The organism is Pseudomonas sp. JH-2 (genome assembly GCF_036231725.1).
GTDB lineage: Bacteria > Pseudomonadota > Gammaproteobacteria > Pseudomonadales > Pseudomonadaceae > Pseudomonas > Pseudomonas delhiensis.
Map to the genome: position 1 here is coordinate 1 of NZ_JAZAQP010000040.1, position 14298 is coordinate 14298.

The 14298-nt window shown below is 67.6% G+C and carries 16 protein-coding genes; 10 read left to right on the forward strand and 6 right to left on the reverse strand.

Features of this window, described 5'->3' with window-relative positions; genetic code table 11:
* Positions 1-312: 312 nt before the first annotated feature.
* Positions 313-714, reverse strand: coding sequence for a type II toxin-antitoxin system MqsA family antitoxin (locus tag VV867_RS22965; protein WP_328567642.1), 402 nt, complete (start codon positions 712-714; stop codon positions 313-315).
* A 2-nt stretch (positions 715-716) separates the two neighbouring features.
* The gene (locus VV867_RS22970; RefSeq protein ID WP_261747736.1) at positions 717-1013 is read right to left on the reverse strand and encodes a type II toxin-antitoxin system MqsR family toxin; all 297 of its coding nucleotides are present in this window, start codon (positions 1011-1013) and stop codon (positions 717-719) included.
* A 126-nt stretch (positions 1014-1139) separates the two neighbouring features.
* Between VV867_RS22970 and VV867_RS22975 the strand changes: the two genes are divergently transcribed.
* The 3 genes from VV867_RS22975 to VV867_RS22985 all read left to right on the forward strand — a co-directional run bounded on the left by VV867_RS22975 (position 1140) and on the right by VV867_RS22985 (position 2339).
* Positions 1140-1592, forward strand: coding sequence for a hypothetical protein (locus VV867_RS22975; protein WP_275628695.1), 453 nt, complete (start codon positions 1140-1142; stop codon positions 1590-1592).
* 111 nt (positions 1593-1703) lie between these two features.
* Complete coding sequence (locus VV867_RS22980) at positions 1704-1934, forward strand: hypothetical protein (protein ID WP_089389668.1); 231 nt, start codon at positions 1704-1706, stop codon at positions 1932-1934.
* Between the two features lie 165 nt (positions 1935-2099).
* Complete coding sequence (locus tag VV867_RS22985) at positions 2100-2339, forward strand: hypothetical protein (protein WP_009615991.1); 240 nt, start codon at positions 2100-2102, stop codon at positions 2337-2339.
* Between the two features lie 7 nt (positions 2340-2346).
* Here VV867_RS22985 and VV867_RS22990 read toward each other — a convergent pair whose 3' ends face one another.
* On the reverse strand, positions 2347-2958 hold the full coding sequence (locus tag VV867_RS22990; protein WP_109933204.1) for a class I SAM-dependent methyltransferase: 612 nt from the start codon (positions 2956-2958) through the stop codon (positions 2347-2349).
* 196 nt (positions 2959-3154) lie between these two features.
* Between VV867_RS22990 and VV867_RS22995 the strand changes: the two genes are divergently transcribed.
* The 6 genes from VV867_RS22995 (at position 3155) to prpD (ending at position 11755) form a co-directional block, all read left to right on the forward strand.
* Positions 3155-3877 carry a GntR family transcriptional regulator gene (locus VV867_RS22995; RefSeq protein ID WP_089389670.1) on the forward strand — a complete coding sequence of 241 codons (723 nt, stop codon included), beginning with the start codon at positions 3155-3157 and terminating at the stop codon, positions 3875-3877.
* On the forward strand, positions 3874-4761 hold the full coding sequence (gene prpB / locus VV867_RS23000) for a methylisocitrate lyase (protein WP_089389671.1): 888 nt from the start codon (positions 3874-3876) through the stop codon (positions 4759-4761). Before VV867_RS22995 ends, prpB begins: the two co-directional genes overlap by 4 nt.
* Positions 4762-4888: 127 nt before the next feature.
* Complete coding sequence (gene prpC, locus VV867_RS23005; RefSeq protein ID WP_109933206.1) at positions 4889-6049, forward strand: bifunctional 2-methylcitrate synthase/citrate synthase; 1161 nt, start codon at positions 4889-4891, stop codon at positions 6047-6049.
* Positions 6050-6067: 18 nt separating this feature from the next.
* Positions 6068-8677, forward strand: coding sequence for a Fe/S-dependent 2-methylisocitrate dehydratase AcnD (gene acnD, locus VV867_RS23010; protein WP_328567643.1), 2610 nt, complete (start codon positions 6068-6070; stop codon positions 8675-8677).
* Positions 8678-8839: 162 nt separating this feature from the next.
* Positions 8840-10027 carry a 2-methylaconitate cis-trans isomerase PrpF gene (gene prpF / locus VV867_RS23015; protein WP_328567644.1) on the forward strand — a complete coding sequence of 396 codons (1188 nt, stop codon included), beginning with the start codon at positions 8840-8842 and terminating at the stop codon, positions 10025-10027.
* 243 nt (positions 10028-10270) lie between these two features.
* Positions 10271-11755, forward strand: coding sequence for a 2-methylcitrate dehydratase (gene prpD, locus VV867_RS23020; RefSeq protein ID WP_328567645.1), 1485 nt, complete (start codon positions 10271-10273; stop codon positions 11753-11755).
* Positions 11756-11926: 171 nt separating this feature from the next.
* On the opposite strand, the gene VV867_RS23025 is transcribed toward prpD, so the two are convergent.
* The 3 genes from VV867_RS23025 to VV867_RS23035 are packed head-to-tail and all read right to left on the reverse strand — an operon-like array spanning position 11927 to position 13607.
* Positions 11927-12517 carry an LON peptidase substrate-binding domain-containing protein gene (locus VV867_RS23025; protein ID WP_089389676.1) on the reverse strand — a complete coding sequence of 197 codons (591 nt, stop codon included), beginning with the start codon at positions 12515-12517 and terminating at the stop codon, positions 11927-11929.
* Between the two features lie 15 nt (positions 12518-12532).
* Positions 12533-13246, reverse strand: a complete 714-nt coding sequence (locus tag VV867_RS23030) for an LrgB family protein (RefSeq protein WP_109933209.1) — start codon at positions 13244-13246, stop codon at positions 12533-12535.
* Positions 13239-13607, reverse strand: a complete 369-nt coding sequence (locus VV867_RS23035; protein WP_089389678.1) for a CidA/LrgA family protein — start codon at positions 13605-13607, stop codon at positions 13239-13241. The genes VV867_RS23030 and VV867_RS23035 overlap by 8 nt, the downstream gene beginning before the upstream one ends.
* 152 nt (positions 13608-13759) lie before the next feature.
* On the opposite strand from VV867_RS23035, the gene VV867_RS23040 reads away from it, so the two are divergent.
* Positions 13760-14215, forward strand: a complete 456-nt coding sequence (locus tag VV867_RS23040) for a MaoC family dehydratase (RefSeq protein WP_328567646.1) — start codon at positions 13760-13762, stop codon at positions 14213-14215.
* Positions 14216-14298: the final 83 nt, after the last annotated feature.

Below are 14298 nucleotides of genomic sequence, written 5' to 3' on the forward strand. Positions count from 1 at the left end.
GCCGTCGGGCACCGGCGTTCCGGCCGGCGGCGGATAACCGCGAACGGTTATTCGCCCTACGGTCGAGCACGGACGTAGGAGCAACTGTCTTGTGGCCCGCGCCGAGATGCTCTTTGTAGGAGCGAGCTTGCTCGCGAACCGCATGGCACCGTCTTTGTTCGCGAGCAAGCTCGCTCCTACGAGAAGCCATGCTCGCCTGCAACGTAGGAGCGGACTCTGTCCGCGATTGCCCGCCCCATTGCACCGAACCGCCCATCGGCACAACCCATCCTACGGGGTGTCATATTTGCCGGAAGGTGTAGGAGACACCCCTTACCCCGCACGCACCTCTTCCAGCAATTCGGGATGGCGGTCGAGCACCTTGAGCAGCTTGACCAGCGCCAACGGCGGGCGCGTCTTGCCATTCTCGTAGCGGGAGAACGCGTTCACGCCGCCACCGAAGATCTCCGCGGCCTCGCGCTGGTCCAGCGCCAGCTTCTTGCGCACGGCGGCAATGAACCCCGGATCGACCATCGAAGCGTTCACCTGCTTGTTGAAGGCCAGCATCAGGGCACTCACCCGCGCCGACTCGTCGGCGTCCAGCACCGCCTCGCCACAGGCCGGGCAGAACTCACCGCGCACAGCCGTTATCAGGGTGCTCTCCCCCTTGTAGGCATAGGGAAGGTCGCGGGTCTCGTGGAGCAGTTCGGCTCCACCGCAGAGGGGACATTTCATGCTCATAGCTCCTTGAAGGACACGACAAGCACATCGTCTATGACGGTCAACTTCAGATAGATCCGACCCACGGCGGTCGAAGGTCGGTAGACGTCCTGCCAGACACGATGATCGGCGTGAGTCGTCATGCTCTTGTGGAAATCACGGGGCGCCAGGGCCTCGATGACCGCCAGCATGTCGGCGAAGTCCAACCCCAGCGCCGCACCGCCGGAGAGCGCGGAATAGGTCGCGCGAACCCTGCCCTGGGCAAGCAGCGACTTGACTCGGTCGAGACGGCAATGAGGCGTCGATTTCTCCATCGAGCAAGGCTAGACAAACCCTGGCCATTTAGCAACTTGGTTAATTCCAGCCTGCCGCATTGCACTCCCACGCAAGCTCCGGGACACTAGCCGCCTTCCCCATCGCCGCCCCGCCGGAGCCACCCCATGTCCGCCAAATCCGAAGCCTTCTGGAACCAGCTCTGCGCCGACGCCGGCGTCGATCCGCAGCGGCGCCTGGCCGCGCGCCAGGCCGTGCTGGCCGATGCGAAGGCGGTGGATGCCTGCTTCTACCGCCCCGACGACAACGACCCGGACGCCGAGGAACTGGACCTGGGCGACGCCAGGGTGCTCATTCTCGGCCCCTTCGAGGCGCCCGCCGACTGGGACGCCGCCGAGCGCGAGGCGTTCTTCGAGGATGCCGACCCGGCGGCCTTCTTCAGCGCCCTGGTGGAGTGCGAGGCCGAGCCCGGCAGCAAGGCCTTCTTCGTCCCGGAGATCGGTGATTTCGTCGCCGTGATGCCGAGCCCGGACAAGGTACAGATGTACTTCCTGCACGACTGGCACGAAGAGGAAGATGGCTGCCATTGCGTGCTGGTGCGTGATGACGAAGGTCTCTGAGCCGACACGCAACCCAGGCTTTTTCCTACAGAAGCTGCGGTGAATCTCCACTAGGCCGGGCGCCGGGCCGAACCTACAGTTGCGGGCTCATTGCACCCAGCGGCGCCCGCCATGCCCCACGATCACGACAGCCTGCCGGTGGAACTCGAAACCCACCTGCCCAACCACGCCCCGCGCATCCTGCGCGGGCGCATCAGCCTGAACGACTACCACGACCTGCTGCTGGGCGACACGCCCGCCCTGGTGCGCCTGACGGACCTGCATGGCCAGGGCGACCTGTTCATCCGCGGGGTGAACATCCGCTGGGTGGTCCGCACCGACGACAGCGACGCAGCCGCCTAGGCGCCGCGCCTAAACGTGCCCGGGCGCGGGCCTGGCTGAACCGAAGCTGAATATCGCCACGATTCACAAGCGCCCGGGGAACCGGGCGCCGTGGCGTCAGTCACAGAGGAATCTTCGGCAACTTCCTACGCAGCCTTCGGCAGCAGCGCCGTGCGAGAGCCCACCATGCAACCGGATCAAGACACCCTCTGGGTCGAACTGGAAACCCTGGACAACGCCCAGCGCCCGCACCGCCTGCGCGGGCGCATGCAACTGCGCGACTACTTCGACCTGCTGGCCGGCTGCGCCCCCAGCCTGGTGCGCCTGGACGACTGCCGCGCCGACCGCCGCGGGCCGGTGGCCGACCTGTTCATCCGCAGCGTGCACATCCTGCGGGTCATGGCCCTGGGCCCGGTGCCGGCCTGAGGCCACCTCAGTCGGCCATCCCCTTGTAGACATAGGTCATCGGCCGCGGCCCCGGCAGGTACTCGCGGCTCAGCTCGCGCACCTGGAAGCCGCCGGCCGCGATCAGCGCCGGGATGTCGCGGTCCAGGTGGCAGCCGCCGGCCAGAGGCTTCCAGATCGGCGTCAGGCGGTGCTGCCAGGCGCGCACGCCGGCGTCCGGCGCCAGGCCGTGCTCGCAGAAGAGGAACTCGCCGCCCGGCTTGAGTACCCGGCGCATCTCCCGCAGCGCCGCCAGCACGTCCGGGATGGTGCAGAGGGTGAAGGTGCAGACGACGGAGTCGAAGCTGCCGGCATCGGCGCGAATCTGCCCCAGTTCCAGCGCCACCATCTCCACCGGGATGCCGATGCCCGCCGCGCGCTTGCGCGCCAGGCCCTGCATCTGCGCCGCCGGGTCGACGCCGACGATTGTCGACACTTTCCCCGCATCGTAGAAACCCAGGTTCAGCCCGGTGCCGATGCCGATCTCCAGCACCCGGCCGCGGGCCCGCGGCACCAGCAGCGAGCGCTGCTTCATCACCTGGCCCATGCCGCAGGCGCAGTCGATCAGCCATGGCAGCAGGTAGCGGTCGTAGACGCCCATCGTCTTCCCCCCTTGCGGTTTCGCCCAGCCTAGCGCAGTGCAGGCCGCGCCGCGCGGGGCTTTTCGGCCATCCGCAGGATTCCCTGGACGCTTTGCGCATAACCCGGCCGCCTATTAGACGATTGTCGACAATCCACTTGACCGGACAAATATTCGAGGTTAATTTCCGCCGCACCTGATGTGGATTGTCGACACCATGAACGAATCCCTGCTCCTGCCCAGCGACGTCGAAGGCGACGGCGAGACCCTCTCGGAACACGTGTTCCGCAAGATCCAGTCGGCCATCGTCAAGGGCGATATCGCCCCGGGCAGCAAGATCTCCGAGCCGGAGCTGGCGCGCACCTACGGCATCAGCCGCGGCCCGCTGCGCGAGGCGATCCACCGCCTGGAAGGGCAGAAGCTGCTGGTGCGCGTGCCCCACGTCGGCGCGCGGGTGGTGTCGCTGAGCCATGCCGAGCTGATCGAGCTGTACGAGATTCGCGAATCCCTGGAAGGCATGGCCTGCCGCCTGGCCGCCGAACGCATGAGCCAGGCCGAGATCGACGAACTGCGCCGGGTGCTCGACACCCACGAGCGCGACGAGGCCTTCCAGGCCGGGCGCGGCTACTACCAGCAGGAAGGCGACTACGACTTCCACTACCGGATCATCCAGGGCAGTGGCAACCGCACCCTCACCCGCATGCTCTGCGGCGAGCTGTACCAGCTGGTACGCATGTACCGGCTGCAGTTCTCCGCCACGCCGAACCGGCCGCGCCAGGCCTTCGCCGAGCACCACCGCATTCTCGATGCCATCGCCGACCGTGACGGCGAACTGGCCGAACTGCTGATGCGCCGTCACATCGGCGCTTCCAAGCGCAACATCGAGCGTCACTACCTGGACGCCCAAGCCAAGACAGCCAACGAACGAGGTGAGTCATGAGTCTGCTTTCCCCCGGCCAGCGTTTCCGTACCGCCCTTGCCGAAGAGAAACCGCTGCAGGTGATCGGTGCGATCAACGCCAACCACGCCCTGCTCGCCAAGCGCGCCGGCTTCAAGGCCATCTACCTCTCCGGCGGCGGTGTCGCCGCCGGCTCCCTGGGCCTGCCGGACCTGGGCATCAACACCCTGGACGACGTGCTCACCGACGTGCGCCGCATCACCGACGTCTGCGACCTGCCGCTGCTGGTGGACATCGACACCGGCTTCGGCCCCAGCGCCTTCAACATCGAGCGCACGGTCAAGAGCCTGATCAAGGCCGGCGCCGCCGCCGCGCACATCGAGGACCAGGTCGGCGCCAAGCGCTGCGGCCACCGTCCGGGCAAGGAAATCGTCTCCACCGAGGAAATGGCCGACCGCGTGAAGGCCGCCGCCGACGCCAGGACCGATCCGAACTTCTTCCTCATCGCCCGTACCGACGCCATCCAGGCCGAGGGTGTGGACGCCGCCATCGAGCGCTGCCTGCGCTACGTGGAAGCCGGTGCCGACGGCATCTTCGCCGAGGCCGCCTACGACCTGCCGACCTACCAGCGCTTCGTCGAGGCCCTGGGCGTGCCGGTGCTGGCCAACATCACCGAGTTCGGCGCCACCCCGCTGTTCACCCGCGACGAGCTGGCCTCGGTCGGCGTGGCCATCCAGCTCTACCCGCTGTCGGCCTTCCGTGCCGCCAACAAGGCCGCCGAGGCGGTGTACACCGCGATCCGCCAGCAGGGCCATCAGAAAGACGTCATCGACCTGATGCAGACTCGCGCGGAGCTGTACGACCGCATCGGCTACCACGCCTTCGAGCAGAAGCTCGACGCGCTGTTCGCGGCGAACAAGAAGTAAAGCGGCTTCAGGCGGCAGGCTATAGGCTGCAGGACAAAGCGCCCGGCCTGCCGCCACCGACTCGAAATGCCAGGCCGCAGGGCCTGCGGAACAAGAACAAGCAACCGGATTCGTGAGGAGAGATACGATGAGCGCTACCGCCGAAACCACCACCGGCTTCAAGCCGAAGAAATCCGTGGCCCTGAGCGGCACCGCCGCCGGCAACACCGCCCTGTGCACCGTCGGCCGCACCGGCAACGACCTGCACTACCGTGGCTATGACGTGCTCGACTTCGCCAACCGCTGCGAATTCGAGGAAATCGCCCACCTGCTGGTCCACGGCAAGCTGCCCAACGCCGCCGAACTGGCCGGCTACAAGGCCAAGCTGAAGGCCCTGCGCGGCCTGCCGGCGGGCGTCAAGGCCGCCCTGGAAACCCTGCCGCCGTCGGCCCACCCGATGGACGTGATGCGCACCGCCGTGTCCGTGCTCGGCTGCCTGTCGCCCGAGAAGGACGACCACAACCACCCCGGCGCCCGCGACATCGCCGACAAGCTGATGGCCTCCCTCGGCTCCGCCCTGCTGTACTGGTACCACTACAGCCACAACGGCAAGCGCATCGACGTGGAGACCGACGACGACTCCATCGGCGGCCACTTCCTGCACCTGCTGCACGGCGAGAAGCCGCGCGAGTCCTGGGTGCGCGCCATGCACACCTCGCTGAACCTGTACGCCGAGCACGAGTTCAACGCCTCCACCTTCACCTCGCGCGTCATCGCCGGCACCGGCTCCGACATGTACTCCTGCATCGCCGGCGCCATCGGCGCCCTGCGCGGCCCGAAACACGGCGGCGCCAACGAGGTGGCCTTCGAGATCCAGAAGCGCTACGACAACCCGGACGAGGCGGAAGCCGACATCCGCGCCCGCGTCGAGAAGAAGGAAGTGGTGATCGGCTTCGGCCACCCGGTCTACACCGTGTCCGACCCGCGCAACAAGGTGATCAAGGAAGTCGCCCGCGAGCTGTCCGCCGAGCAGGGCAACAGCAAGATGTACGACATCGCCGAGCGCCTGGAAAGCGTGATGTGGGAAATCAAGAAGATGTTCCCCAACCTCGACTGGTTCAGCGCCGTCAGCTACCACATGATGGGCGTGCCCACCGCCATGTTCACCCCGCTGTTCGTGATCGCCCGTACCGCCGGCTGGTCCGCCCACGTCATCGAGCAGCGCATCGACGGCAAGATCATCCGCCCGAGCGCCAACTACACCGGTCCCGAGGACCTGAAGTTCGTTCCGCTCAAGGACCGCCCCTGAACAATGGTGAATAGCCTGATGAACAGCAAATACCGTAAAAGCCTGCCCGGCACACAACTGGACTACTTCGACGCCCGTGCGGCCGTCGAAGAGATCCAGGCTGGTGCCTGGGACAAACTCCCGTACACCTCGCGCGTGCTGGCCGAGCAACTGGTGCGCCGCTGCGAGCCGGAACTGCTGACTGCCGCGCTGGAACAACTGATCTACCGCAAGCGCGACCTCGACTTCCCCTGGTACCCGGCGCGCGTGGTCTGCCACGACATCCTCGGGCAGACCGCGCTGGTCGACCTGGCCGGCCTGCGCGACGCCATCGCCGACCAGGGCGGCGACCCGTCCAAGGTCAACCCGGTGGTGCCGACGCAACTGATCGTCGACCACTCCCTGGCCGTGGAAGCCCCGGGCTTCGACCCCGAGGCCTTCGAGAAGAACCGCGCCATCGAGGACCGTCGCAACGAGGACCGCTTCCACTTCATCGAGTGGACCAAGACCGCGTTCAAGAACGTCGACGTGATCCCCGCCGGCAACGGCATCATGCACCAGATCAACCTGGAGAAGATGAGCCCGGTGATCCAGGCGCGCGGCGGCGTGGCCTTCCCCGACACCTGCGTCGGCACCGACTCGCACACCCCGCACGTGGACGCCCTGGGCGTGATCGCCATCGGCGTCGGCGGCCTGGAAGCGGAAACCGTGATGCTCGGCCACCCGTCGATGATGCGCCTGCCCGACATCGTCGGCGTCGAGCTGACCGGCAAGCGCCAGCCGGGCATCACCGCCACCGACATCGTGCTCGCACTGACCGAGTTCCTGCGCAAGGAACGCGTGGTCGGTGCCTACGTCGAGTTCTTCGGCGAAGGGGCCGACAGCCTGTCCATCGGCGACCGCGCGACCATCTCCAACATGTGCCCGGAATACGGCGCCACCGCCTCGATGTTCTACATCGACCAGCAGACCATCGACTACCTCAAGCTCACCGGCCGCGAGCCCGAGCAGGTGGCGCTGGTGGAGAACTACGCCAGGACCCTCGGCCTGTGGGGCGACGCCCTGAAGACCGCCGAGTACGAGCGCGTGCTGAGCTTCGACCTGGGCAGCGTGGTGCGCAACATGGCCGGACCAAGCAACCCGCACCGCCGCCTGCCGACCTCGGCGCTGGCCGAGCGCGGCATCGCCGACGAGGCCAAGCTGGAATCCGGCCGCGACGAAGAGGCCCATGGCCTGATGCCCGACGGCGCGGTGATCATCGCCGCCATCACCAGTTGCACCAACACCTCCAACCCGCGCAACGTGGTCGCCGCCGGCCTGCTGGCGAAGAAGGCCAATGCGCTGGGCCTGGTGCGCAAGCCCTGGGTGAAGACCTCGTTCGCACCAGGTTCGAAAGTCGCCAGGCTGTACCTGGAAGAGGCCGGCCTGCTGAGCGAGCTGGAGCAGCTCGGCTTCGGCATCGTCGCCTACGCCTGCACCACCTGCAACGGCATGTCCGGGGCGCTGGAGCCGAAGATCCAGCAGGAAATCATCGACCGCGACCTGTACGCCACCGCCGTGCTCTCGGGCAACCGCAACTTCGACGGGCGCATCCACCCCTACGCCAAACAGGCCTTCCTCGCCTCACCGCCGCTGGTGGTGGCCTACGCCATCGCCGGCACCGTGCGCTTCGACATCGAGCAGGACCCGCTGGGCACCGACGCCAACGGCAACCCCATCACCCTGAAGGACCTGTGGCCGTCCGACGAAGAGATCGATGCCATCGTCGCCAGCAGCGTGAAGCCGGAACAGTTCCGCCAGGTCTACATCCCGATGTTCGACCTGGGCAGCGTCAAGGAAGCCGACAGCCCGCTGTACGACTGGCGCCCGCAGTCCACCTACATCCGCCGCCCGCCGTACTGGGAAGGCGCGTTGGCCGGCGAGCGCACGCTCAAGGGCATGCGCCCGCTGGCGATCCTGCCGGACAACATCACCACCGACCACCTGTCGCCGTCCAACGCCATCCTCGCCAGCTCCGCGGCCGGCGAATACCTGGCGAAAATGGGCCTGCCGGAGGAGGACTTCAACTCCTACGCCACCCACCGCGGCGACCACCTGACCGCCCAGCGCGCCACCTTCGCCAACCCGCAGCTGGTCAACGAGATGGCCGTGGTCGATGGCCAGGTGAAGAAGGGCTCGCTGGCCCGCGTGGAGCCCGAAGGCAAGGTGATGCGCATGTGGGAAGCCATCGAAACCTACATGAACCGCAAGCAGAACCTGATCATCGTCGCCGGCGCCGACTACGGCCAGGGCTCGTCCCGCGACTGGGCGGCCAAGGGCGTGCGCCTGGCCGGGGTGGAAGTGATCGTGGCCGAGGGCTTCGAGCGCATCCACCGCACCAACCTGGTGGGCATGGGCGTGCTGCCGGTGGAGTTCAAGCCGGGCACCACGCGCCTGACCCTGGGCCTGGACGGCACCGAGACCTATGACATCGAGGGCGAACTGTCGCCGCGCTGCGACCTGACCCTGGTGGTCAACCGGCGCAACGGTGAAGTGCTCCGGGTACCGGTGACCTGCCGCCTGGACACCGCCGCCGACGTCAGCGTGTACAAGGCCGGCGGCGTGCTGCAGCGCTTCGCCAAGGACTTCCTCGAGTCGTCCGCGGCGTGATGTAACAAGAGCCCCTCTCCCTGACCCTCTCCCCGAAGGGAGAGGGGACCGTTCGGCGCAGGATGAAACCAATGCGTCAGCCGGCACGGACGGCTCCCTCTCCCTTCAGGGAGAGGGCGGGGGGAGAGGGTTGCCCCCCTCGAACTTTCAGGTAGCGAACCCATGCCCCACGTACCCCAAGTGAAAATCCCCGCCACCTACATCCGCGGCGGCACCAGCAAGGGCGTGTTCTTCCGCCTGCAGGACCTGCCCGAGCGTTGCCAGGTGCCGGGGGAAGCGCGCGACAAGCTGTTCATGCGCGTGATCGGCAGCCCCGACCCGTATTCGGCGCACATCGACGGCATGGGCGGCGCCACCTCCAGCACCAGCAAGTGCGTGATCCTGTCCAAGAGCAGCCAGCCCGGCCACGACGTCGACTACCTCTACGGCCAGGTCTCCATCGACAAGCCCTTCGTCGACTGGAGCGGCAACTGCGGCAACCTCTCCACCGCCGCCGGCGCCTTCGCCATCCACGCCGGCCTGGTCGATGCGGCGCGCATCCCGGACAACGGCACCTGCGTGGTGCGCATCTGGCAGGCCAATATCAACAAGACCATCATCGCCCACGTGCCGGTGACCAGCGGCCAGGTCCAGGAGACCGGCGACTTCGAGCTGGACGGGGTGACCTTCCCCGCCGCCGAGATCGTGCTGGAGTTCCTCGACCCGTCCGACGACGGCGAGGAAGGCGGCTCCATGTTCCCCACCGGCAACCTGGTGGATAACCTGGAAGTGCCCGGCGTCGGCACCTTCAAGGCGACCATGATCAGCGCCGGCATCCCCACGGTGTTCGTCAACGCCGGGGACATCGGCTACCAGGGCACCGAACTGCGCGAGGACATCAACTCCGATCCCGAGCAACTGGCGCGCTTCGAAAAGATCCGTATCGCCGGCGCCTTGCGCATGGGCCTGATCAAGACCCCGGAAGAAGCGGCCACCCGCCAGCACACGCCGAAGATCGCCTTCGTCTCCCCGCCCAAGGACTACCGCACCTCCAGCGGCAAGCAGGTGCGGGCCGGCGACGTCGACCTGCTGGTGCGCGCGCTGTCCATGGGCAAGCTGCACCACGCCATGATGGGCACCGCCGCCGTGGCCATCGGCACCGCCGCCGCCGTGCCGGGCACCCTGGTGAACCTGGCCGCCGGTGGCGGCGAGCGCACCGCCGTACGCTTCGGCCACCCCTCCGGCACCCTGCGCGTTGGCGCCGAGGCCAGGCAGGTGGACGGCGAATGGACGGTGACCAAGGCCATCATGAGCCGCAGCGCGCGCATCCTCATGGAAGGCTGGGTGCGGGTGCCGGGCGACGCCTTCTGAGCGTAGGGCGGATAACGTTCCACGTTATCCGCCGTTTGACCTTGGTTTCAGGCGCGTACCGGGTTTGGCCACGGAGCGCCTGCTTCAAGGCACTCCGGGCTCGGCCGAGGAGCAGGGCACGAGGTCGGTGTAGCGGCGTATAACCGCGAACGGTTATACGCCCTACGTCCGTGATGGCTCCGTTGCCAAGGGTATCCGCCTCCAGCGTCTAGACTCTCCCGGATTACCGCGAAGGAGCACGCCATGAGCACCAACGCCGATCCGAACACCCGCCCCGACTACGACGTCGTCCTGCAGCAGATCGCCGACTACGTCCTGACCTACCGCGTCGACTCCGCCGAGGCCCGTGACACCGCGCGGCTGTGCCTGATGGACAGCCTGGCCTGCGCCCTGCTGGCGCTACGCTTCCCCGAATGCACCAAGCTGCTCGGCCCCCAGGTGGACGGCACTGTGGTGCCCCACGGCTCCCGGGTGCCGGGCACGCGCTTCTGCCTGGACCCGGTCAAGGCAGCCTGGGACATAGGCGCGCTGGTGCGCTGGCTGGACTACAACGACACCTGGCTGGCCGCCGAATGGGGCCACCCGTCGGACAACCTCGGCGCCATCCTCGCCATCGCCGACCACCTGGCGCAGCTGGCCCAGGCCAGGGGCGAGCCGCCGCCGAGCATGGACGACGTGCTGGAGTCCATGGTCCTGGCCCACGAGATCCAGGGCGTGTTCGCCCTGGAGAACGCCTTCAACCGCGTCGGCCTGGACCACGTGTTCCTGGTCAAGCTCGCCTCCACGGCCGTGAGCGCACGATTGCTCGGCGCCGACCGCGAGCAGCTGCTTTCCGCCCTCTCCCACGCCTGCGTCGACGGCCAGGCGCTGCGCACCTACCGCCACGCGCCCAACGCCGGCTCGCGCAAGTCCTGGGCCGCCGGCGACGCCAGCAGCCGCGGCCTGCGCCTGGCGGACATCGCCCTGCGCGGCGAGATGGGCATCCCCGGCGTGCTCAGCGCGCCGCAATGGGGCTTCTACGACGTGCTGTTCAGCCATACCAACAAGGACCTGGCGCTCAAGCCCGACGACCAGCGCCGGTTCCGCCTGCCGCAGCCCTTCGCCAGCTACGTGATGGAGAACGTGCTGTTCAAGATCAGCTTCCCCGCCGAGTTCCATGCGCAGACCGCCGTGGAAGCCGCGGTGCAGCTGCACCCGCTGGTGCGCAACCGCATCAGCGAGATCACCCGCATCGTCATCGCCACCCAGGAATCGGCGATCCGCATCATCTCCAAGACCGGCCCGCTGGCCAACGCCGCCGACCGCGACCACTGCATCCAGTACATGGTCGCCGTGCCGCTGATCTACGGCACCCTGGAAGCGGAACACTACGAGGACGCCTTCCACGCCGCGCACCCGCTGATCGACCGCCTGCGCGAGAAGATGGAAGTGGTGGAGGATGCGCGCTACACCCGCGAGTACCTGGAAGCGGACAAGCGCAGCATCGCCAACGCCGTGCAGGTGTTCTTCAGCGACGGCAGCAGCACGCCGAAGATCGAGGTGGAATACCCGGTGGGCCACCGCCGCCGGCGCGCCGAGGGCATTCCGCTGCTGGAAGCCAAGTTCCGCAACGCCCTGGCCACCCGCTTCGCCCCGCAGCGCTGCGCGCGGATAGCCGCGCTGTGCAACGACCCGGCGCAGCTGGAGGCCACGCCGGTGCATAGGTTCATGGACTTGCTGGTGATCTGAAGCGCTCTTGTAGGAGCGCGCCCTGCGCGCGAATCGCGGGCAGGGCCCGCTCCTACAGGTTGCCGTGAGGCATGGCATTCTCTCCCCGTAGGAGCGGACCTTGTCCGCGATAGCCGGAACCAACGGCGCGATTCGCGGATGAGATCCGCTCCTACGGGGCAGCCACAACGCTCAGGCCAGCAGATCCCCCTGCAACTGCTCCAGCAGCACCTGGATGCGCGCCAGGCGCACCGTGGGGTCGTCCATCTCCAGCAGCACCTGCTTCTGCTCCGGCTCGAAGGGCAGCAGGTAGGCCAGTTGGCAGGCCAGCTCCTGCTGGCCACTGACCTCGCCGCCCATCTCCAGGGTGGCGACCATCGGGTGCAGCGACAAGGCGCCGAGCAGCGCCGCCAGGTCGTCGTGCTCCTCGGTCAGCGGCTGGTCGGGCAGCTCCTCCAGCCAGGCCACGTCGGCTACCAGCAGTTGGTCCGGCTGCACCTGCGTATCCAGCACGCGGAAGCGCCGGCCACCCTCGACGCGGATGCCCAGCAGGCCGTTGGGCAGCTGCTGCCAGTCGCGGATCAGCGCCTCGCAGCCGACCTTGCCGAACGCCTCGGGGGCCTCGCCCACCTCGCGGCCTTCGACGATGGACACCACGCCGAAGCCGCCGCCCTGCTTCATGCAGCGGCCGATCATGTCCAGGTAGCGCGCCTCGAAGATCTGCAGGTCCAGGCGGCAGCCGGGGAACAGCACGGTGTTGAGGGGGAAGAGCGGCAACTTCATGTGAATCTTCCTGCTTCAGGCGATCAAGGCTACCGCCAACGGTAGCAGCACTGCGGTGGCCACGCCCATCAGGCTCATCGCCAGGGCGGCGAAGGCGCCACATTCCTCGCCCTCCTGCAGGGCCCGGGAAGTGCCCACGGCATGGGCGGTCATGCCCAGCGCCATGCCCTGGGCGGCCGGGTGGCGCACGCCGATGCGGCGCAGCAGCTCCGGGCCGAGGATGGCGCCGAGCACCCCGGTGATCAGCACGAACACCGCCGCCAGCGCCGCCACGCCGCCGATCTGGTTGGCCACCAGCATGGCGATGGGCGAGGTCACCGACTTCGGCGCCAGGCTCATCAGCAGCTCGCCGCGCAGGCCGAACAGCCAGCCCAGGCCGATGCCGGCCACGGTGGCCAGCAGGCCGGCCACCAGCAGGGTCGCCAGGGTCGGCCAGAACAGCTGGCGGATGCGCCTGAGGTTGAGGAACAACGGCACCGCCAGGGCCACGGTGGCCGGGCCGAGCAGCACGGTCAGCACGCTGACCCCGGCGCTGTAGGTCTGGTAGTCGATGCCGGTGCCCAGCAGCACCAGGATCACCATCGCCATGGACACCAGCACCGGCTGCAGGAACACCCAGCGCGTGCGCTCGTAGCCGGCCAGCGCCAGCTGGTAGGCCGCCAGGGTGATGCCGATGCAGAACAGCGGGTGGTGGATGACCGCCTGCCAGGCGCCTTGCCAGTCAAGCATCGCGGGCCTCCTTGCGGCCGCGCTGGCGGTCGATCAGCTTCTGCATCAGCCAGCCGGCGAACAGGAACGAGCCCAGCAGCGACAGCGCCAGGGCCCCGGCCAGCGGCCAGAAGTCCGCCAGCAGCTGGCGGCCGTAGACCATCACCCCCACCGCCGGCGGCACCAGCAGCAGCGGCAGGTAGCGCAGCAGCGAGGACGCCGCCTCGGTGATCGGCTCGCCCACCTCGCCACGCACCAGCAGGAACGCCAGCAGCAGCACCAGCCCAATGATGGGGCCGGGGATCATCGGCAGGATGAGAACATTCAGGCCGGTGCCCAGCAGTTGGAACAGCACCAGCCAGGTCAGGCCGCGAAGCAGCATGGCAACCTCCTGTGAAAAAGCCCGACATTATGCCCAAGTACGCCCGGCCTATGGCACGGCATTCGCTTCAAGCATAGGTGCGCAGCCGTCATCGACCTGTGCCATGCTGCATCGCACGCCCAAAACAACAACACGCGTTCGCGGAGGAAAACATGCCTTTCGTTCCCGTCAGCACCCTCAAGGACTACATTGGCAAGGACCTGGGCCATTCCGACTGGCTCACCGTCGACCAGAACCGCATCAACCAGTTCGCCGAATGCACCGAGGACCACCAGTTCATCCACGTGGACCCGGAGAAGGCGAAGAAGACCCCGTTCGGCGGCACCATCGCCCACGGCTTCCTCTCCCTGTCGCTGATTCCCAAGCTCTGCGAAGGCCTGCTGGTGCTCCCGGAAAACCCGAAGATGGTGGTCAACTACGGCCTGGACAGCGTGCGCTTCATCCAGCCGGTGCCGGTGGACTCGCGGGTGCGCCTGCAGGTGACCATCCTCGACGTCAACGACAAGAACCCCGGGCAGTGGCTGATCAAGGCGCGCTGCACCCTGGAGATCGAGGGCCTGCCCAAGCCGGCCTACATCGCCGAATCCCTGAGCCTGGCCTTCGTCTGACGCCAGCGCCCGGCCCCTCGCAAAAAAGCCCGCGCCCGCGGGCTTTTTTGCGTCACACTGGTGCAAAACCGCCGTGACCGACC

What these genes read in the sequence shown, in the direction of transcription:
- VV867_RS22965 (WP_328567642.1), bottom strand. Translation starts at nt 714, where the DNA reads ATGAAATGTCCCCTCTGCGGTGGAGCCGAACTGCTCCACGAGACCCGC.
- VV867_RS22970 (WP_261747736.1), bottom strand. Translation starts at nt 1,013, where the DNA reads ATGGAGAAATCGACGCCTCATTGCCGTCTCGACCGAGTCAAGTCGCTG.
- VV867_RS22975 (WP_275628695.1), top strand. Translation starts at nt 1,140, where the DNA reads ATGTCCGCCAAATCCGAAGCCTTCTGGAACCAGCTCTGCGCCGACGCC.
- VV867_RS22980 (WP_089389668.1), top strand. Translation starts at nt 1,704, where the DNA reads ATGCCCCACGATCACGACAGCCTGCCGGTGGAACTCGAAACCCACCTG.
- VV867_RS22985 (WP_009615991.1), top strand. Translation starts at nt 2,100, where the DNA reads ATGCAACCGGATCAAGACACCCTCTGGGTCGAACTGGAAACCCTGGAC.
- VV867_RS22990 (WP_109933204.1), bottom strand. Translation starts at nt 2,958, where the DNA reads ATGGGCGTCTACGACCGCTACCTGCTGCCATGGCTGATCGACTGCGCC.
- VV867_RS22995 (WP_089389670.1), top strand. Translation starts at nt 3,155, where the DNA reads ATGAACGAATCCCTGCTCCTGCCCAGCGACGTCGAAGGCGACGGCGAG.
- prpB (WP_089389671.1), top strand. Translation starts at nt 3,874, where the DNA reads ATGAGTCTGCTTTCCCCCGGCCAGCGTTTCCGTACCGCCCTTGCCGAA.
- prpC (WP_109933206.1), top strand. Translation starts at nt 4,889, where the DNA reads ATGAGCGCTACCGCCGAAACCACCACCGGCTTCAAGCCGAAGAAATCC.
- acnD (WP_328567643.1), top strand. Translation starts at nt 6,068, where the DNA reads ATGAACAGCAAATACCGTAAAAGCCTGCCCGGCACACAACTGGACTAC.
- prpF (WP_328567644.1), top strand. Translation starts at nt 8,840, where the DNA reads ATGCCCCACGTACCCCAAGTGAAAATCCCCGCCACCTACATCCGCGGC.
- prpD (WP_328567645.1), top strand. Translation starts at nt 10,271, where the DNA reads ATGAGCACCAACGCCGATCCGAACACCCGCCCCGACTACGACGTCGTC.
- VV867_RS23025 (WP_089389676.1), bottom strand. Translation starts at nt 12,517, where the DNA reads ATGAAGTTGCCGCTCTTCCCCCTCAACACCGTGCTGTTCCCCGGCTGC.
- VV867_RS23030 (WP_109933209.1), bottom strand. Translation starts at nt 13,246, where the DNA reads ATGCTTGACTGGCAAGGCGCCTGGCAGGCGGTCATCCACCACCCGCTG.
- VV867_RS23035 (WP_089389678.1), bottom strand. Translation starts at nt 13,607, where the DNA reads ATGCTGCTTCGCGGCCTGACCTGGCTGGTGCTGTTCCAACTGCTGGGC.
- VV867_RS23040 (WP_328567646.1), top strand. Translation starts at nt 13,760, where the DNA reads ATGCCTTTCGTTCCCGTCAGCACCCTCAAGGACTACATTGGCAAGGAC.